Here is a 19,726-nt window from a genome sequence, read left to right on the forward strand (position 1 = left end):
CCTGAAAACCTAGACCGCAAAAAGCACAGCAATTGCTGTGCCGTGGTCGTGTTAGGTGGGTTCACTTTTTGATCTGTGTAGGAGCGGTTTCAGTCGCAATCCCAGCAAACACGGGCATCAATACACATCGCGCAAATACCGCCGCTCTTTGCTCATACCGCTTACGTACAGGGCGGCAGCGCCACTGCTCATTTTCCCATGTACATGCACGATCTTTTTTAGGGCGGCGTCGACGTCTTTGGCCATGCGTGCGGCGTCACCGCAGACGCATACCGATGCACCTTGTTGCAGCCAGCTCCACAGCAACGCGCCATGTTCGAGCATGCGTTGTTGCACATAGATTTTTTCTGCCTGGTCCCGGGAGAAGGCAGTGTCTAAACGAGTGAGTAGGCCGCTAAGTTGCCAGTTACGCAGTTCATCGTGATAGTAAAAGTCGCTTTCGGCGCGTTGTTCGCCAAAGAACAACCAGTTTTTGCCAATTCCGCCTTGGGCTTGTCGCTCCTGCAGAAAGGCGCGGAACGGGGCAATTCCGGTTCCTGGGCCAATCATGATCAGCGGCATCTGCGGATCTTGCGGGGGGCGAAAGTGTGCCGAGCGTTGCAGAAATATCCTTGCGCCTTGGCTCTCTGCACGGTCGGCTAGAAAGGTTGAACAAACGCCGCCACGCTCCTTGTTCTGGTGCCGGTAGCGCACGGTAGAAACGGTGATATGCACTTGGTTCGGATGCGCTTTAGGGCTCGATGAAATGGAATATAGGCGCGGCTGCAGAGGTTTGAGAAAGCTCAGCAGTTCGTTGTTGTTGAGGTGTATGGGGAACTCCAACAACAGGTCGAGCAATTGACGTCCCCAGAGCCAATCCTTGAGGTCGTTTTGTTCGCCGCTGCGCAGCAGCTCCGCCAAGAGCGGACTGGCCGAGCGCTCGCATAACCATTGCAGTTGCTGAGGGGTGATTCGGGCGATTTCCAAATGCTCCTCAAGGGCTATGCGCAAGGGCATGGGTGGTTGTTCTTTCAGTTCAACGCTGCAATTACCATCAAGCTGCAAGGCCTCCAGAAAGGCGTTGACCTGCTCTGGGCAATTTTTTGGCCATACACCCAGGGCATCCCCGGCTTGGTAGGGGAAATCGTGGTCGCCGAGATCGAAGACGATATGGCGGGTTTCCTTCTGCGCCCCCGGGCTGTTGAGAATGCGGTTTTCTAGCAATCGACTGGTCAGCGGGCTGTGACGGTTATAGCGACTGCTCTCGACGGAGGCTTGCAGCACGTTGTAGTTTTTTTCCATTGTGGCAATGGACCCGCTTGGCATGGTTGTACAGATTTTTTCCAGCCATTGCTCAGCGACTTGTTGAAAGTCTGGTTCGCAATCTTGTCGCGGGTGCAGGCGTTCGCCGCCAAGGGCTGCTAGGCGCTCATCCAGCTTGCGACCAAAACCACAGAATTGGTCGTAATTGGAGTCGCCTAGCGCCAACACGCTGTAACGGATGTTTGCCAAGGCTTGGGCTTCGGCATTTTCTAGGCTGGCCCAAAAACTGATGGCATTGTCCGGTGGCTCGCCATCGCCAAAGGTGCTGGTCACCAAAAGTACGCAGGCAGCGCCTCGCAGGTCCTCCAGCTCGGCGTTATCCATAGCCAACATGCGCGCGCGTTGGCCTTTACTGACTAGGCGTTGTGTGAAGGCTTCGGCCAAGCCTTCGCTATTGCCGGTTTGTGAGGCCCACAGCACCAACCACTGCGGGCTCATCAGGTCAGCTTGTGTTGCGCTAAGCAGTCCTGACGTATCGCTGGTCATAGTCACACCGGCGCTTTGGCGAGAAAACAATCCTGCCAACATGCCGTCCAGCAAGAGGCGTTTGTTTTCCGTTAGCGGTGCACTGGTGGGTAGGGTAGGTACGCCACTTAAACACCCTTCAACGCTACTGAGACCCAACAGATAACCCTGCATATAAAGCTGCTCGGCAGCGTTTAGTTGCAAATTTGCCGGGGGGTCGAGGTTTAGCAGGCGAGCAAAGGCATTGGTCTGCATGGGGTGGGGCTCCTCGGAAACAGTTGTCCCTAGAATGGACAGCGCAGATCTGACGGCTTTTAGATTGACTGCGCAGAACTTGAATGCCGGCTGAAAGGATATGGGGTCTATGTCGTCGCTGGTCACAGCGTTAATGGCCAGCTGTTCACCAAACACATCGTTCCAGTGGAAGGGCGCAAAGCAGTTGCCTGGGCGCACACGGTCGCTGATTAGAGCTGGTAGTACCGCGACGCCATGGCGGGAGCGAATTTCCACGTCGTCGCGTTCATTAATGGCCAGGCGGGTGGCGTCGCTCGGGTGAATTTCTACAAAGGGGCCGGGATGGAGTTTGTTCAGCGTGGGCACTTTGCCGGTCTTGGTTAGGGTGTGCCAATGATGCTGCAAGCGACCTGTATTGAGCACCAGAGGGAATGCCTCGTCGGGCAGTTCTGCAGGCAGCAAATGGGGGCGTGCAAAGAACTGCGCTTTGCCGCTTTCTGTTGCAAACACTAGTGCAGGTTGGCTGCCATCTGCAGCCAGTTTCAAGCATTGACTGACATTGTTATTCAAGTAACGGATTGGATTGCGCGTGACCGCATTGCTATCGGCAATAGGCCATTGAAGCGGTTGCTCGCGTAGGCGTTCATAGCTGGCACCACGAATGTCATAGCCGGTTTGGGGGTTCCAGCAGCGTTTGATTTCTTCAAATACTTCGCTTGCGCTGGTGTAGCTAAACGCCTCGCTGTAGCCCATGGCGCAGGCTACACGGGCGATAATTTCCCAGTCAGGCAAGGTATCGCCTGGCGGCATTACGGCTTCCTGCATTAGCGTAAGGTTGCGCTCGGAGTTGATCATCACCCCCTCGGCTTCCGCCCACAGCGCCCCTGGTAGCAGGATGTCGGCGTAGCGATTGGTTTCGGTATCCAGGTAAGCGTCCTGAGTGATTACCAGTTCTGCCTTTTGCAATGCCTCAATCACGGTTTTGCGATTGGGCACACTGGCCACCGGATTGGTACAAATAATCCAACAGGCTTTAACTTCACCAGCGGCCATGGCCTCGAATAGGGCCACCGTGCCATCGCCACCCTCACTGCGCAAACTGCCGGGCTTGAGGGCCCAAATTCGTTCAATGAACGCACGGTCCTCTGCTATCAAGGCAGAGCGTTGTCCTGGTAGGCCTGGGCCCATATAGCCCATCTCGCGCCCACCCATGGCATTAGGTTGGCCGGTAAGGGAGAACGGCCCGCTGCCTGGACGGCAAATGGCGCCGGTGGCAAGGTGCAAGTTACATAGGGCGTTGGTGTGCCAGGTTCCTTGTATGCTTTGGTTAAGGCCCATGGTCCAGCAGCTCATCCAGTTTTTTGCTTCACCTAGCCATTGCGCAGTCTGGCGAATATCAGCCTCGTTCAGGCCGGTGATGGCGGCGACTTTTTCGGGCGAGTAGTCCTCAAGAAAACTCGGCATTACATCCCAGCCTTCGGTGAATTCAGCTATAAACGCTGGGTCGGTATGGCCGTTTTTCATCAGTAAATGAAGCAAACCATTGAGCAGCGCCAGATCTGTGCCCGGGGCGATTTGTAGGTACAGACTGGCCTTTTCTGCAGTGGCAGTGCGCCTCGGGTCGATGACGATCAGCTTGGCCCCGGTCTTAACTCGGTCGAGCAGGCGCAGAAATAGGATTGGATGGCAGTCGGCCATATTGGAACCGATCACTAAAAACACATCGCTGTGTTCAAAGTCGCTGTACGCGCCGGGTGGGCCATCGGCACCGAGGGATTGTTTGTAGCCGCTGCCGGCGCTGGCCATACACAGCCGAGAGTTGGATTCGATATGGCTGCTGCGAATAAAACCCTTGGTAAGTTTGTTGGCCAGGTACTGCGCCTCCAAGGACATTTGCCCACTGACATACAGGGCCACGGCATCCGGACCATGCGCGTCAATGATGTCGCGCAGGCGCCTGGCGGTAGTATCGATGGCTTCGTCGATGGCCACGCGCATAGGGTCGCAGCTGCGCGCCTGGCGCACAAACGCGTACTCCATACGTCCACTGTTAGCGACGGCTTGGCCGCAGGTAGTGCCCTTGGTGCACAGGCGACCGAAGTTACTTGGGTGCTGTTTATCTCCGGAAACTTTGACGATCAGGTTGTCTTCTACCTGCATAACAATGCCACAGCCCACCCCACAGTAAGGGCATACGCTTCGCACTGTTTTGCTGACCGTCGGTTTTGCTGACATCGTCGTATCCATCTGTGGAAACGACAAAGGCGCCATGCTGCTCCTCGTCTTTTAACGGGAACTGCACGGCGCCTTTGTCGTGTGTATTGCTTGAATGTTTCGACCATCTTCGTTGACGGCCTTTGCGTATACGAAGCAATGGTTGGGCCAAAAGCATCGCAAACTCTTACGCGGCACAGTGTGAGCGGCTTCAGTTGCGAGTTCTTGACTTTAAAAGCATCGAAGCTGAAACCACTTAAACGAGTACTTTGTGATGTCTAAATTGCGTCACATTGGGGCGATAGATCGAAAACTGCACTGTTTTAGTTCTGAATTGGTACGTGAGCTAATTCCCCTGTCTGGCAGGAAGCCCGTAAATGTGGCGTTTGCAGAAGGCTAATAAATTTCTGGCACAGCCACTGCATAGTCTCGATCAGCTCACTGCCATTGCGTAGGTGAGGCACCCCGTCGATCAATGGCGATCGTTGACTGAGAAAAGTCCGGGTGACAAGGACTGCATCAGGCGTATAGGCCGGCAGTACGAACAGGCAAAGGCGCCTGGAACCTCTTGGTTCCAGGCGTTTTTTTTTGCTCAAAACAAACCGTAGCGGCGTGGGCGGATTTACACATGAACAGTACAGATCTTCAGCAATTGGTCATCATTGGCAACGGCATGGTTGGTCATCACTGCTTAGAACAGTTAGTTCAACGCGGTGCGTTGAGCCGCTACCAGATTCATGTGTTCAGCGAAGAGCCGCTGCGCGCCTACGACCGTGTGCACCTGTCCGAATACTTCGGTGGCCGCGATGCAGAATCCCTCGCCCTTGGCGACTCGGCGCTTTATCAAACCCCAGGTGTCACTCTGCACCTGAGTGTGCCGGTGCTGGAAATCGACCGCGACAGCCGCAAGATAATTACCGCAAATGGTTGCGTGCTCTATGACCAGCTTGTACTGGCAACCGGCTCGTTCCCCTTTGTGCCGCCGATTGAAGGTGCCGCCGGTAACTCTCGATTGGTCTACCGTACTCTGGCCGACCTCGATACCATCCAAGCAGCCGCCAAGAACGCCCGCCGTGGCGTAGTGGTGGGGGGCGGTTTACTCGGTCTGGAAGCGGCCAACGCCCTTAAGAGTTTGGGCCTGGAAGCCCATGTGGTGGAGTTCGCTCCACGTTTGATGCCTGTGCAGTTGGATGACCACGGTGGCCATGCCCTGAAGTCGCGTATCGAAGCCCTTGGCGTTAGCGTGCATTTATCTCGCAGTACCCAGTCGATTTCAGCCGGCTGCGAATACCGCTACCGAATGAACTTCGCCAACGATGAGTTCTTGGAAACAGACCTGATCGTTTTCTCCGCAGGCATTCGCCCTCAGGATGCCCTGGCCAAACAATGCGAATTAGAGCTAGGACCACGTGGCGGTATCGCCATCGACAGCCAATGTCGCAGCAGCGACGCTAACATCTACGCTATCGGCGAATGTGCGGCATGGAATGGCAGCATCTTTGGTTTGGTTGCGCCGGGTTACCAAATGGCCCGCAGCGTAGCCGCGCAGCTATGTAACGAAGCAGCTGACCCGTTTATGGGGGCTGATATGTCGACAAAGCTCAAACTACTTGGGGTCGATGTCGGTTCCATTGGCGATGCCCAGGGCACCATTGCCGGATCGCGCAGCTACCGCTTTATTGATGAGGCCAGCGGCAGCTATCGTCGCTTGGTGGTTTCTGCCGACGGCAAGCAAGCCCTGGGAGCAGTTTTGGTAGGAGATAACAGCTACTACGACACCTTGCTGCAATATGTACAAAACGGCATTACTCTTCCTGCCGATCCCTCGTCGTTGATTTTGCCCCGGAGCGAAGCCGCACCTACGCTAGGCGTCGATGCCCTGCCAGCCACTGCCACCGTATGCTCCTGCCATAACGTCAGTAAAGGGGCGATCTGCAGCGCTATCGACGCTGGTTGTGACGACCTTGCCGGCCTCAAAACACAGACCAAAGCCGCCACTGGTTGCGGTGGTTGCGCCAGCTTGCTTAAGCAGGTGTTCGAGCATGAGCTTACTGCTCGTGGCGTTAGCGTTGACAAGAGCTTGTGCGAGCACTTTGCATTCACCCGTCAGGAGCTTTACTCCGTGGTTCGTGTTGAAGGCATCGAAACCTTTGACGAACTGCTGGCCCGCCATGGCAAAGGCCAACTGGGTTGTGATATCTGCAAACCGGTCGTGGGCTCCATTCTGGCGTCGTGCTGGAACCGCCAAATTCAAGAGCCCTGGCTGGTACCACTGCAAGACACCAACGACACCTTTATGGCCAACATGCAGAAGAACGGTACCTACTCAGTGGTGCCGCGGATTCCCGGTGGCGAGATCAGCCCAGATGGTTTGATTGCAATTGGTGCAGTGGCGAAAAAGTACGACCTGTATACCAAGATCACTGGCGGCCAGCGTATCGACCTGTTCGGCGCGCAACTGCACGAACTGCCAGATATCTGGGGGGAGCTGATTGCTGCCGGCTTTGAAACTGGTCACGCCTATGGCAAGTCCACCCGCACTGTGAAAAGTTGCGTGGGCAGTACCTGGTGCCGTTATGGCGTGCAAGATAGTGTCCAAATGGCTTTGAGGATTGAGGACCGCTACAAGGGTCTGCGCTCACCGCACAAGCTTAAATTTGCGGTATCTGGTTGTACCCGCGAATGCGCAGAAGCGCAAAGCAAAGACGTTGGCGTAATCGCTACTGAGAAGGGCTGGAACTTGTACATCAGTGGCAACGGCGGTATGCGCCCGCGCCACGCCGAATTGTTCGCCACCGACCTCGATGACGACACTTTGATCCGCTACATCGACCGCTTCCTGATGTTCTATATCCGCACAGCCGACAAGCTGCAACGCACGTCTGTATGGCGCGAAAGCCTGGAGGGCGGTTTGGACTATCTGAAGGCCGTGATTATCGACGACAGCTTGGGGCTGGCTGCAGAGTTGGAAGGGCAGATGCAGTTAGTGGTTGACCGCTATGAATGCGAATGGGCCAACGCCCTAAAAGACCCAGAAAAGCTCAAACGCTTCCGTACCTTCGTCAACAATAACGGCGCTGACCCAGATATTCAGTTCGTCAAAGAACGCGGCCAACGCCGCCCGATTCGTGCAGAAGAGCTGCACCTAGTAGCCGCAGAGGAGATTGTCTGATGAGCCAAGCTAATACTGCCGCTGTTGCCCAATACACCTACTGGCAAACCTTATGTCGCCGTCAGGACTTGGTCGCTAATTCCGGCGTGGTGGCTTGGTTGAATGGCGTCCAAGTGGCGCTGTTCTATCTGCCCAATGAGCCGGAAGGTAATCGCTTGTTCGCAATTGAAAACCGCGATCCGAAGTCGGGCGCAAATGTGATTGGTCGTGGTTTGGTGGGTAGCTTGGCTGGAGATTTAGTGGTGGCTGCGCCGCTTTATAAACAGCACTTTCGCTTACAAGACGGCACTTGCCTCGAATATCCTGAACAAACGTTAAACGTCTGGCCGGTGCGCTTTAATGGAGACGCCGTTGAGGTGCAGCTCCCCTCAAAGCAAAAAGTCGAGGGTGCAATTTGGGGTTGATTAACCCACAAATTATTATAAAAGCCTGATCTTGCTGACCCCTGCCAGCCATGACTGGCAGAGGTCGGACATTAGCGTTCGTCACATGTTTAAATCGACATGGCCACAAAATTTTGGTTGCCGGCAATCACGACGATGCAATCGAAAAGCACCCCGAGCTGATTCCAAAACTGCTTCCGACCACCCATTACCTTCAGGACAGCGGAGTAGAAATCGGGGGAGTTAAGTTCTGGGGATCACCGTGGACACCCCGCTTTCACGGAGGCGCATTCATGCTAGATCGAGGGAGTTCTTTGAGATCACAGTGGGGTCTTATTCCAGATGACACCGACGTCCTGATTACGCACGGGCCGCCCTACCTGAGCGGTGGCAGAGCCATAGATGGAATGCTCATTATCAACGTAGGTTGTGAAGAACTATATTACCGCACCCGAGACATGCCCCTGCAGACACACGTATTCGGACACATTCCAAGCCCGCTCAGCGCGGGCCTTTTTGTGCGATCACTTATGGCCCAAACAATGGTCGCGGTAGGCACGACAGTTACATTCGCCATTAGCTGAGCAGTTCAAAGCTGCTCAACATTCTCCATAGTTATCTGATCCAGGGACTGACCAGAAGCCTGCTCTCCCAGCCTGAGAATCAGTCGCTTGACCGCTTGCTCCAACCAGTTTTTTTCAATAGGGGAAAGCTCATCAAAGCCCGCTGACTGTGCTTTCCTGGCCGTCAAGGCACTACCGCGTTCGCTACACAGATCGCCCATTTTGGTACGCACTGCCATATCGATTTTAAACAGTTCGCAGGCCTTTGCTCTGCTGCCTGCAATTCGCTCGACGAGCGTGATGACGAAGTACGCCATGGCCTGCAATGGCTCCTGCCCATTTCGGTAGCTCAACCATCGCCGATAGGCATGTTGGGCATGCTCCGACGCACTAAAGCGCTCTGGCGGTTCGGGGTAACGCCCAAGAGCCACATGGAAATGGAAGTTATCGGCGATAGCAACCCCTGAGCAGATGCCTACGGCCTGTACAACTTGAGGCTTTCCTGGTGGCGGGGGATTACGATCAATCAAATCAACGTGGGAGTATGTGAATCTAATCGTTCCAGGATTCTTCTTGAGATCCGCCTCAATCTCCCAAGCACGAAGAAATCCGTCAATAGCCTGGCAAGCTTCCTGGCCGCTACCAAAATGCTCGGCTGGGACAACCTTCAGCACTCCGTCCGAGAGACAGTACTCGCCAAGATGGTTCTGGAACGTCAATGGATCCGGATCCTTGTAGGAGATGTCCTCGCCGGAGCTGACCTTGAAGTAGACCGCCTCTACATGTGGATCTCTCACACTGCCTCCTTATCGGGCAATCAAACGTCCTGAGCTGGGCACCTGGAGATCGCCGACGCTACCGCAACGGGTGCGGCGGTGCCGTCTACCGGCTTCTGCCACACAAGTAGCGCGGCTTTCAGCAGGGCTTTAGCTCGACTTTCAATGGCCAGATCGTCCCATGTCGCAAGCTCTGCCTGGTGGAAGTAGGTATTCAACAGAAGAGCGCTTTGACCTAGCCGAGATCGTTTGCCCAGAACCTGCTCGCCTTCAACACCTACGGTATCAGCAAAGGGGCCATTGCTGATTGAGCTGTTCAGCGGCTGAGTCAGAAGTGTCAGATTCCCAAAACTATGAACAGCAGCCTCTCTGAGTTGACGCTGTCCTTCGTTCATACCTTCGACCTGGTAAAAGGGGAGGGCTTCCCAGCTCTGTGGCAATACGTGCTCGACGGTCAAATCAGACTGGGTTGGTACATGGTTGCTCCCTTGCTGGGGGCCACGGGCTGCATATTCCAGTGCCCGAAGGACAGCACACGTTTTTGCGGGCCGAAGCTCCTCGTATACCCGGCGATGGCACCATTTGTCGCTAAAGAGCGCGTCCTCTGGCCAAACCTCGCTGGGTGCTGTTGCCACTAAAAGCACCTTGCGAAGAGCCATGTGCGGAGCTTCTGGCGCCCCCGTCACAGCTTGAAGCACTCGCATGAAAAAGCGGTTATAGCCCTTGGTAGTCAAACCGCATACCGCTCGGCGCGTCAGATAGGACGCTAGATCACCGAGCGCTTGTTTCAACTCGTCGCTATCGCTTGCTAGTTGCTCACGCAGTGCGAGGTAAACCGGCGTGACCGTACCCACATCTAGTGATTTAACCAACCGAGCAAACTCAGCCAAGTACCCAGTTCCCTCGGGAGATACCAGCTCCCGAAAGTGGCGGCTGGAGGTAACCAGTTGCTCCAGTTCGCCTTCAAGATCACGAGGCTGTTTTTGCCACCATGCTTTGAATGACTGAAATACGTGGTTGGCGAGGGTCACTTCCTGGCTACGCAAAGTCGCGTAGTTGTAGAAAAATAGATCAATGCGCGGATAGGTCAGACGCCCCTGGCGCTCCTTTTCCCTCCAGTAAGCATTGGCGGAGACACCTTTGCCGGTGGTCGCGACAAGGTCAAATTGGCTCCAGTAGCGCTCGTATAACTGTGGAACAGGCTTCCCCTGTCGAGCAGCTTCGAGGAACACGAAATTGCGTACTAGGTCAGACGCCAGTAGCGGTTCTCCTCGTGCATTGAGTGTTTCAAAGATGACTTGAGGATCATCCTCAACTTCCAGCGTCAGAGTCATGATCTGCACGTGATCGGACAAAGCCATATAGAGCGCCTGAGCGCGCTCTGGCTCTAGCTGTATATCGGCTTTCAGCGGTGACACCTCGTCATGGCGGCGGATATCCGCGATCAGCGTATTCCCGAACGTAGGGTCAGCCGCAGGGTCTACGACATCGGAGAGATCGACACCCCGCATGTAAGCGAGACAAGCGTGGTAGAGGTAAAGATAAGCCTGCACCATCAAAGGCCGCTCAAGCTTTGCACGGCCATCTCGTGCCGGATACATGGCGCATATGTCTTTGATGCTAGTAGCCGTGTCATTCAGGCGTCGCATCTCATCCTGCCCCGCCTGAGTAGGCCAGACCTTGTAATGGTCTTCTACGCGCTGATAAGGGCCGGGGTTTCGTACCAAACCATCGAGCATTTGCGGTATGGGACTACCCACCAACTCACGTGCAGCTTGGCGAAAAGCGAGCAGCAGGAGTTGTAACGTAGTGGAACGCTGCTGACCATCGATCACCTCAAAGGCAGGCACTCTGCCGAAACTGTTAGGGACCGGTGTCATCACAATGGAGCCCAAAAAGTGCTTCTGTAATGGCTTCAATGCCACAGTATTACCGTTAGATGCCAACGCTTGTTGCTCCAGGACAGCATCTGCTCGGTCCTGGATGTCAATCCACAAGGGGCCGACCTGCTTCTCCAGCGTCCAGACATAACCCCTTTGAAAAATCGGGATCTGATACTGATGAGGGGGTGCTGAATAAGCTAGTCACCGTAGCTTTGCTGGGTTGCATGCTGAATTCCTTATCTGCGTTTCAATAATCAATGACGTCAGTTGCCCTAGCCGATGTCGAGAGCAGGCAGCGCCTTGACGATTTTTTGAGTCTCCAGGCTGACGGTGACCACTCGCTGGAACAGCTCAAGCGGATACTTGGAGTTGCCCATGGTTTCGATAGCCCAGTCGTTAGGAGGGTGTGCAGAATTCTGTGTAACCGGGGATGGGGTTACTACTGTGGCAGCCTGCCTTCGTAGCTGATCGTAAAGCGTGTCAGTGCCGCTTTCCAGTCACGGATCGGCATCGTCCATTTCTTGCTGATGTTGCGTAGCGCCAGATAGAACAGTTTCAGCAGCGCCTCGTCGCTGGGGAACGAGCCGCGGTTCTTGGTTATCTTGCGCAAACTCATGTTCACCGACTCAATGGCGTTGGTGGTATAGATCACTTTGCGGATCTCCGGTGGGAAGTCGAAGAACGGCGTGATCCGAGCCCAGTTGCGCCGCCAGGACTGACCAATTGGCAGGTAGTCGTCATCCCATTTGGTTTCGAACTCGCCAAGGCGCAGCTCAGCCTCGTCCGCCGTGCTGGACTGGTAAATCCGCTTCAGGTCAGCCGCTACCTCGGCGCGCCGTTTCCAAGAGACGTAGTTCAGGCTGTGCCTGACCATATGCACGATGCACAGTTGCACGCTGGTGTGCGGGAAGACCGCCTCGATGGCCTCGGGGAAGCCCTTCAGGCCATCCACGCAGGCGATGAAGATGTCCTGCACGCCACGGTTGCGCAACTCGGTCACCACCTGCAACCAGAACTTGGCACCCTCGCTCTGGGCGATCCATAGCCCGAGGATTTCCTTCTCCCCGGCCAGGTTGATGCCCAGCGCCAGTTAAACCGCCTTCACCCGCACGGCACCCTCACGCACCTTGGTGTGGATGCAGTCGAGGTAGACGATGGGATAGACCGCGTCGAGCGGCCGTGACTGCCAGGCCTTCACCTCATCGGTTACGGCATCGGTCACCGAGGAGATCAGACTGGGCGATACCTCGGCGCCATACATCTCCTGTAGGTGTGCCTGAATCTCGCGCACGGTCATGCCCCGTGCGTACAGCGAAAGAATCTTGTCGTCGAACCCCACCCAGCGGGTCTGGTGCTTCTCGACAATCTGCGGTTCGAAGGTGCCATGCCGATCACGCGGCATCTCAATGGGCAGCTCGCCGAACTCGCCCTTGAGCTTCTTGCGGCTAAAGCCGTTGCGGGTATTGCCAGACGAGTTACCGACCGGCTGATGCTTGTCGTGCCCCAGATGGTGAGTCAACTCGGCATCCAGCGCACGCTCAACCAGCTTTTTGGTCAGCTGCTTGAGGATGCCTTCGGCACCAATCAGGTCTTCAGGTTTTTGATAGTTGGCCAAGAGCTGATCCAGCAGCTCGTCGGTGATGGGATGTAGTTTCTTGCTCATCGTGTCTCCGGTTCGGAGCGACAGTGTCGCTCATTAGCCGGTTACACAAAAATTCGTACACCTCCTTGCTTGGCCTACCCCCAAAGCTCCGGCTGGGCGACTGAAAACCCGACCGGCAAGCAGTGGAACAAACTCTATGAAAGCTGCTCTGGATTGCTGAAAAAGCAGTTCATTCGCCGTGTCGTATCGGCCACTTACACGGGAGTCTATGTAGACGAATACCAAGACTGCTCCGATTCTCAGCACTCTCTGGTCTGTGCCTTAGCAGATGTCTTTCACTGCCGGATCCTGGGCGATCCTCTGCAGGCCATCTTCGACTTTGAGGATGGTAAGCCTGTGGACTGGAACGAAAGTGTCTACCCTACTTTCGAACGCCTGGGCGAGCTAGATACCCCTTGGCGTTGGAAGCAGGCTGAAGCACATGAGCTGGGCGCTTGGCTGAAGGAGGCGCGGAAGCAAATTGAGCTGGGGCAGAAAATTGATCTAGTTGATGGACTGCCACGCAGCGTGATTCACGCTGAAACCGCCCCCGCGTTCCTGGAGGCCAAACAGCATTCATCGCTCTGCGGCCAGCTAGGGCACAACGAGAGCGTGATTGCTCTGCACGGTGGGGACCCCAGGTCCAAGAATAAGACCCACCGTTTGGCCCGAAGCATGGCAGGTCGATTTTCTTCTATCGAGGAAGTTGAAGGCAAAGACCTTCACTTATTCATCAAGAAGCTAGGAGCCGCGAAGACTGCCCAAGCAGGATTTCTTATCGTCTTGGATTTTGCGAAGAAGTGTTTTACTGGCGTGACCAAGGCTTTGACTGCTGGAACCCAGAGAGGCGAGGTGGCGAAACTTAGTAGAACCACAAAGCACCCCTTGGTCCTGCATGCGGCGAATGACTACCTCAACAACCCATCAAGCAGCCACCTCAAGTCGTTTTACCTGGCGTTGAATTCAAATCCAGAAACATCGCCGTATCGCCGTGACCTCCTGTATCGCTTACTCAACGTGCTCCAGCTACACATAGATGGAGAGGGAGCAACTCTCTCAGAGGCCGCAAACCTGTATCAGCGCGAAATGAGACATACGGGGCGACCTCTCAGCCACAGGAAGCTCATTGGGACAACGCTGCTGGTCAAAGGCCTGGAATACGACCATGCAGTCGTCCTCGATGCAGACTCGCTTGACGCTAAGCATCTGTATGTCGCGATGACACGTGGGGCGAAGTCCCTCACCATCATCGGTACGGGTAGATACATTCCAGCAAAATGATCTGACGCCATAGATCCATAGGGCAGAGACTTCTGGGGCGCCTGTGAGCCCCCTCTCAGTTTTTAGCAAATCAGTCCGCTTTTGGCCGATTTCTGCCGGTTACGATCGCAAGGCGTGACGGTCAAATCGAACGCAAACAGGTGGTCAAGTCAGCGCAATTACCCATTCCCCTGTTAGATAACTTGTAAACTGCAGGTAAAAACCACTAGCAAACACAGCCGTAGAGGAAAACTCTTTTATAATCGGCAGCTTACTGGAAAACCACCCGAGCACCCCTACCGCTGAGGCCGGACTTTTCTACCGTCAAGGACGGAAAAAACTACCGCTCAGAACGGCCGGTTCTACCGCCTAGGACAGAGTTCTACCGTTAAGAACGGACCCACCTACCGGCTAGAACGGCCTCTTTAACCAGAAAAAACTTACTCGCCCTTGAGCTCCCCCCTCTACCTCGAATTGACAATATTTTGCGTTTTCCTCCGCCGCCGATTGGACCCTTGCCAGAGCAACCCGCAATTGCTGGCAAAATTTATCCCGTGACGCCACGGTGCTGCCTGAAAGCTCTCGAAGGGTATCGACCTTGAGGGTGTAGGGGTCCCGGTGAGATACATAAAAACCATACAGCCACCCAGCAAGCGGCTGGCCGCGCAGAGCCAACCGAATTCTTAAATCGAGCAGTGTATAGCGGCCTGCAGAGAACATGGCTGCCATTCTCTCACTCAAACTAACCTCCAGCACTCCAAAATCATTGAGCTCTGCGGAATAGACGAGATTGCCAACGTACCTGAAGCCCGTGCCCTCGATTGTCAGATTCGTCTTGCTCAACCGCATCAATCTCGCCCAGGTTTTATCTCGATTTTTTCCACTGTCAGTGAGACCCTGAGCACGCAGAACCTTACTCATGCGGCACCTGACCGTTTGCCCGAACGGGGCTTGATGGAGAAGGGCTAGCAACGCCATCCAGAGTTCCAAATCCGCTTGGCATAACTGAGGCCCGGTATGAAGCACGCGCACGCCTTTTAGGCCACGGACCTCTCGGTCGCAATAAAAGTAGCGGTCTCTTTCCTCAGACAGGTCTGGTATGGCGGCAAAGAGTGCTGAGCGAATGATAGCGTTAGGCACGCCCACGCAGTCACGGGCCCAGGGTTGGATCGAAACACCACCAGCATCGAGCAACCCTCTCAATCTGCCAGCCATTAAGGGGCAATCCCCCCCGCAAGGATGATCGCCAGATCAGGTGCCCGATAGAATGTTCTGCGGCCAATTCGCAATGTTGCAGGCTCAAGGATCTGTCTAAGACTGCTATCAGCCCTGCCCAGCTCCCAACTGAGCCCGCTGGCCTTGCGATTTAGTACATTAGCAAGCTGCTCACGCGTGAGCAGGATGCCATAGAGTGAGACTAATTGAGCCTCAAGCTTTGCCACAGACACAGTGTCGGGGTTATGCATGATAGTGAAACTCCAATTTCAGAGGTGTTTCACTAATAGTGCGAAGGGGGGCCCCTAAATCGGGTCCTTTTTAGGCGATTCTCGGCTCAACTCGAAAAAAAATATTTGAACACCGAAAATCACTCTAATTTCACGGATCGACAGGCCTACCCCCGCCCCCTCTCATCAAGCTCGTCAATGGTGGCAACCAAGTCCTCAGCCCGCAGGTGCGTATAGCGCCGCAGCATTTGCATGGATTTGTGGCCACTGATCGCGGAAACCTGCATATCTGATAGCCCCGCCTCGACGAACCGTGAAACGGCCTCGTGTCGCAAGTCGTGGAAACGCAGGTCCGACATCCCAAGTTCTGCCCTGAGCGCTCGCCAGCATTTCGAGAAAACGTAAGGCCGGCGCTTCCCGTCCCTACCTGGCTCCCCAAAAAAGATCAGATCAGTATCGAGCGGCCTGATTGGGTGGCCCAAGGCTTTCCTAAATACAGTGGTCGCCTCACGGCTAAGGGGCACCAGACGCGAGGACCCGTTCTTGGTGTTGTCCAGCCGCACAATTCGCCGGGCTACATCAACCTGATCTATGCGTAGCCCCGTTATTTCGGAAGACCGCATTCCTGTCTCTACCGCGATACGGACGATCCAACCCCAAAAGGGATTGGTGTGAGCATCAACCGCAGCGTACAAACGAGCCTCCTCACTTACACTGAGACGACGATCTCGACCAGCACCAGGGGAAGGCTTTCTAATGTTTAGCAGCGGATTCCCAGAAAGCCCCACCCCCCATTCTCGAATGGCGGTATTAAAGAGATGACTGAGAAGAGCAAGCTCTAACCGAACCGTATTGTTGCTAACCGGGGTTTTACGCCTGGTGCGCTCTGATAGACGTTTATCGCGATACTCGGAAATGACTTCTGCTGACAGCGCCGCCAATGAGTAGCTACCAAGCTTTTCCATGAGCTTCTTCGCGCTGCCAATCTCGCTTTGGGCGGTCTTAGGGGCTTTTGTAGGGCTTACCTCTGCGAGGTAGCGCTTGAGTGCCTGTTCGAGCGTCATACGCTCGGAGGCTGTGCGCTGAATATAAACGCCGCGCACCATCTCATCCTCGACACGCCGGGACCAGTCAAGGGCATCACGTTTTGTACGAAAGGTCTTCGAGGTGGTAGGCCATCCGTGCTTGCGGATGAGAGCCTTCCAAGTACCAGAGGGGGTTTTGACGATCGTTGCCATGCTGTTCTCCGAGGTGGCGATCAGTACGACTGTACTGAAACTGTACCTCGGGAACATCTGAATGCGGGGTCAAAAACTGCAGAATCGCTGCAGCCCTTGATTTGTCTGGTGCCGGCACCAAGAGTCGAACTCGGGACCTACTGATTACAAGTCAGTTGCTCTACCAGCTGAGCTATACCGGCGCGGGGTGCATTATATATCGCCAAATTTCTGTGTAAAGAGATCAGCGGCGTGCAGGCGCTGATTATCCTCTATTTTTTCCTGTGGATACCGTTCGTCCACTTGTGCATGACTTTTCGATCAACACTTCATAAAGGCTACGCAAGCCCTTGTTTTCATGCATCAAACACAACTGATCAACAATTGACCTGACACCGCAAAGCCGCGTGGATTCTCGCTTTGAGGTAGTTACTACAACCTCATCAACACAGTTATGCACAGAAGGCGTGGATAACCACAGATACACACAAGTTGTGGATAAGTCTGTGCGCAAGCGGTACATAGGCTGGTGATGGCCTGTCAGTTATCCCGCTGAGCCAGCAACAGCAGGTTGCGCGGTGTCAGTGCCGGCTCGCAGAACTCGCCGAGCCGCACCCGATAGCCCGCCTCCTGCAGATACAGAGCCCGCTCCAGCACCAGCCACAGCTCCAAAGGACGCCGGAACAGGCCGCCAACCAGTTCCAGATTGCGTACCTGGGCCAAGCGCTGCCAGCCATGCGCTTCCAGCGCCTGCCAGTCCGCCGGTACCGGCAGCTGCAGGTCGTGGTAAGCGGCCATGGCGAGGCAAAAGTCTGCGAGCGTTTGTGGCTGCGGGCCGGGCGCACGTGACGGGGTAGGCAGGTAGCTATCCACTCCCCTGCCCTCACGCTGCCAGTGATCAAACGCCAGCCGCCAGGCCATCGAGCGGTCACGCTGGCGCAGCTCACGGGCGCCGGCGGTGGCACTCTGCTGCAGTGCCAGCCCCAGCTCATCGCGGCTGAGCGGCAGCGCCGCCGTCTTTCCGGCCAGCGACAGCGGCTGGTGGCTCGCGCCGGCGATGCGGTTGTAGCAGCAGGGCGACAGCGCCAACTGTCGGCACTGACGAGCAACTACCTGCTCGATCAACTGTCGATGCAGATCGCCACAGGCATGCAGCGCCACTAGCGTATCGCTGCGTTCAAGTCGTTCGGCATTGCTGACCTGCATGACGTCGGCATCCAGATGCTGCGCATCAACCTGCAGCCGCGCACTCAGTTCGGCGCCGGCGCGGTTCAATTCGGCATCCCACTCCAGGCAGCAGACCGGGCAACCGCTCTGCCAGGCCAGCAACCGGCCCAGATGACCCTTGCCGGCACACCAGTCGACCCAACGTTCAACCGGCGCCGGCGTGCGCGCGGTGGCTACCGCAGCAAAGCGGGTAATCTGCTGCCACTTGCGGCCGGGGATGTGACGGTGCAGCAGCTCGGGCACCGACGGGGAAACGGCGGCCTCCCAACGCGGCAGCACGCAAAGCGCTTGCGCCTCTGCGGCCAGCTGGCCAAATGGCTCCGGCGCCCCCAGAAGCTGGACCGGTTGCGACTGCGCCGCTTCGGCATCGGCCAGCGAGCGTGCGCGCAACCAGCCGGCCAATTCGGGCCAGTCGGCTTCCCACGCAAGCACAGGGGTTGTGAAAGGTCGGGCTCGCCACAGCGCCTGATGGCGCTGCAGCCAGTCCGTCAGGCGGGTGAACCGCGTGAGCAGATCCACGCCGCAGGGGTCAGCGCTGCGGGCGACTGGCGTCAACCTTGAGCCAGCGCTCGACCAGCCGGAACAGCTGGGTAAAGACCAGCGTGATGATCAGATACATGACCCCGGCCACCAGGAAGAACAGCTCGTACTGGTAGGTGCGCGAGTTGATGGTGCGGATTACACCCATGATGTCCATCATGGTGATGGTGTAGACCACGGCACTGGCCTTGAGCATCAGGATCACTTCATTGCCGTAGGCCGGCAGGCCGATGCGAATGGCACGTGGCAGGATGATGTACTGCAGCGCCTGACGGCGGGACATGCCCAGCGCCCGCGCAGCTTCGACCTCACCCGGCGGTACCGCCTGAATCGCGCCACGCAGGATCTCGGCGATATAGGCTGCGGTATGCATGGTCATGGTGATCAGCGCGCACCAGTATGGCTCGCGCAGATAGGGCCAGAGGAAACTCTTGCGCACGACTTCGAACTGGGAGATGCCGTAATAGACCAAAAACAGCTGCAATAGCAGCGGTGTGCCACGGAAGAAGAAAATGTAGCTGTAGGGCAGCGCCCGGATATACCAGTGCCGCGACGCCCGCGCCAGCCCGAGGGGAATGGCAAAAAACAGACCGATGACCACCGCCAGCCCGACCAGCTGCAGGGTAACCAGGGTACCGTCCCAGAGTTGCGGCAAAAAGCGCTCGATCAGCGCCCAGCGTTCGGCCCAGGTCATAGTTCAGTCCTCACAAAACCCCGGTTGGCACGACGCTCGAACCAGTGCATCGCTGCCATGATAAAGACCGTGAGGAACAGGTAGATCAACGCGGCCAGCAGATAGAAGGTGAACGGTTCCTTGGTCGCATTCGCCGCGGTCTGGGCTTTGCGCATGATCTCTTCAAGGGTAATCAGCGAGACCAGCGCGGTATCCTTGAGCATGATCAGGTACAGGTTACCGAGCCCGGGCAGCGCCACACGCCAGAGCTGAGGCAGAGTAATGCGCCAGAAGATCCGCAGGTTCGACATGCCCAGCGCCAGGCCGGCTTCCTTCTGCCCCTTGGGAATGGCCAGCAACGCACCACGGAACACCTCGGTCGCGTAGGCACCAAAGCACAGCGCCAGCGCCAGGGTACCAGCAACAAACGGGCTCAGTGACAGGGTCGGATTGCCAAACCAGGCACCGATGGCATTCATCGCCGACACCGTGCCGAAGTACATCATCAGTACCCAGACGGTCTCCGGCACGCCACGCACAACCGACGTGTAAAAGCCGCCGCACAACCGCGCAACGCGATTGCCGGAGACCTTGGCGGAGGCACCCAGCAGGCCAAACAGCAGGCCGAACACCAGCGCGGCCAGTGACAGACGTAGAGTCATCCAGGTCCCTTCGAGCAGGGCTGGACCAAAACCTTGAAGATCAGGCATGAGTTTACATCCAGGTCGGG

11 protein-coding genes, 1 tRNA gene and 2 pseudogenes are annotated in these 19,726 nt (G+C 56.0%); 3 read left to right on the forward strand and 11 right to left on the reverse strand.

Annotated features, from left to right (window positions below; translation table 11 throughout):
• Positions 1 to 117: 117 nt before the first annotated feature.
• Positions 118 to 4,236, reverse strand: coding sequence for a bifunctional nitrate reductase/sulfite reductase flavoprotein subunit alpha (locus tag O5O48_RS03340; protein ID WP_228247666.1), 4,119 nt, complete (start codon positions 4,234 to 4,236; stop codon positions 118 to 120).
• Positions 4,237 to 4,843: 607 nt separating this feature from the next.
• On the opposite strand from O5O48_RS03340, the gene nirB reads away from it, so the two are divergent.
• Positions 4,844 to 7,387, forward strand: coding sequence for a nitrite reductase large subunit NirB (nirB, locus tag O5O48_RS03345; protein ID WP_228247660.1), 2,544 nt, complete (start codon positions 4,844 to 4,846; stop codon positions 7,385 to 7,387).
• Entirely contained in the window at positions 7,387 to 7,791 is a 405-nt protein-coding gene (gene nirD / locus O5O48_RS03350) for a nitrite reductase small subunit NirD (protein WP_228247659.1), read from the forward strand. Before nirB ends, nirD begins: the two co-directional genes overlap by 1 nt.
• A gap of 568 nt (positions 7,792 to 8,359) precedes the next feature.
• Here the strand turns inward: nirD and O5O48_RS03355 are convergent.
• The 4 genes and pseudogenes from O5O48_RS03355 to O5O48_RS03365 form a co-directional block, all read right to left on the reverse strand.
• Entirely contained in the window at positions 8,360 to 9,130 is a 771-nt protein-coding gene (locus tag O5O48_RS03355; protein WP_228247658.1) for a hypothetical protein, read from the reverse strand.
• A gap of 20 nt (positions 9,131 to 9,150) precedes the next feature.
• On the reverse strand, positions 9,151 to 11,160 hold the full coding sequence (locus O5O48_RS03360; protein WP_332367354.1) for a DUF262 domain-containing protein: 2,010 nt from the start codon (positions 11,158 to 11,160) through the stop codon (positions 9,151 to 9,153).
• A 104-nt stretch (positions 11,161 to 11,264) separates the two neighbouring features.
• Positions 11,265 to 11,390 (reverse strand): annotated as a pseudogene (locus O5O48_RS17740) (helicase); the annotation flags it as partial.
• Positions 11,391 to 11,431: 41 nt separating this feature from the next.
• Positions 11,432 to 12,655 (reverse strand): annotated as a pseudogene (locus O5O48_RS03365) (IS256 family transposase).
• A 69-nt stretch (positions 12,656 to 12,724) separates the two neighbouring features.
• Between O5O48_RS03365 and O5O48_RS03370 the strand changes: the two are divergent.
• Positions 12,725 to 13,915, forward strand: a complete 1,191-nt coding sequence (locus O5O48_RS03370; RefSeq protein ID WP_269688150.1) for a UvrD-helicase domain-containing protein — start codon at positions 12,725 to 12,727, stop codon at positions 13,913 to 13,915.
• 390 nt (positions 13,916 to 14,305) lie between these two features.
• Here the strand turns inward: O5O48_RS03370 and trfA are convergent, their stop codons facing one another.
• From trfA to O5O48_RS03400, 6 genes are all read right to left on the reverse strand, one after another.
• Positions 14,306 to 15,109 carry a plasmid replication initiator TrfA gene (gene trfA / locus O5O48_RS03375; protein ID WP_269688151.1) on the reverse strand — a complete coding sequence of 268 codons (804 nt, stop codon included), beginning with the start codon at positions 15,107 to 15,109 and terminating at the stop codon, positions 14,306 to 14,308.
• 397 nt (positions 15,110 to 15,506) lie between these two features.
• Positions 15,507 to 16,577 (reverse strand): site-specific integrase, encoded by a 1,071-nt coding sequence (locus tag O5O48_RS03380; protein ID WP_269688152.1) that lies wholly within the window; start codon positions 16,575 to 16,577, stop codon positions 15,507 to 15,509.
• Between the two features lie 106 nt (positions 16,578 to 16,683).
• Positions 16,684 to 16,759: transfer RNA gene (locus O5O48_RS03385), tRNA-Thr, on the reverse strand.
• Positions 16,760 to 17,096: 337 nt separating this feature from the next.
• On the reverse strand, positions 17,097 to 18,302 hold the full coding sequence (locus O5O48_RS03390) for a class I SAM-dependent methyltransferase (RefSeq protein WP_269688153.1): 1,206 nt from the start codon (positions 18,300 to 18,302) through the stop codon (positions 17,097 to 17,099).
• Positions 18,303 to 18,312: 10 nt separating this feature from the next.
• Positions 18,313 to 19,017 (reverse strand): ABC transporter permease, encoded by a 705-nt coding sequence (locus O5O48_RS03395; RefSeq protein WP_233048825.1) that lies wholly within the window; start codon positions 19,015 to 19,017, stop codon positions 18,313 to 18,315.
• Entirely contained in the window at positions 19,014 to 19,706 is a 693-nt protein-coding gene (locus O5O48_RS03400) for an ABC transporter permease (protein WP_269688154.1), read from the reverse strand. The genes O5O48_RS03395 and O5O48_RS03400 overlap by 4 nt, the downstream gene beginning before the upstream one ends.
• Positions 19,707 to 19,726 lie beyond the last annotated feature (20 nt).

This window comes from Halopseudomonas sp. MFKK-1 (assembly GCF_027474385.1).
GTDB classification, from domain to species: Bacteria; Pseudomonadota; Gammaproteobacteria; order Pseudomonadales; family Pseudomonadaceae; genus Halopseudomonas; species Halopseudomonas aestusnigri.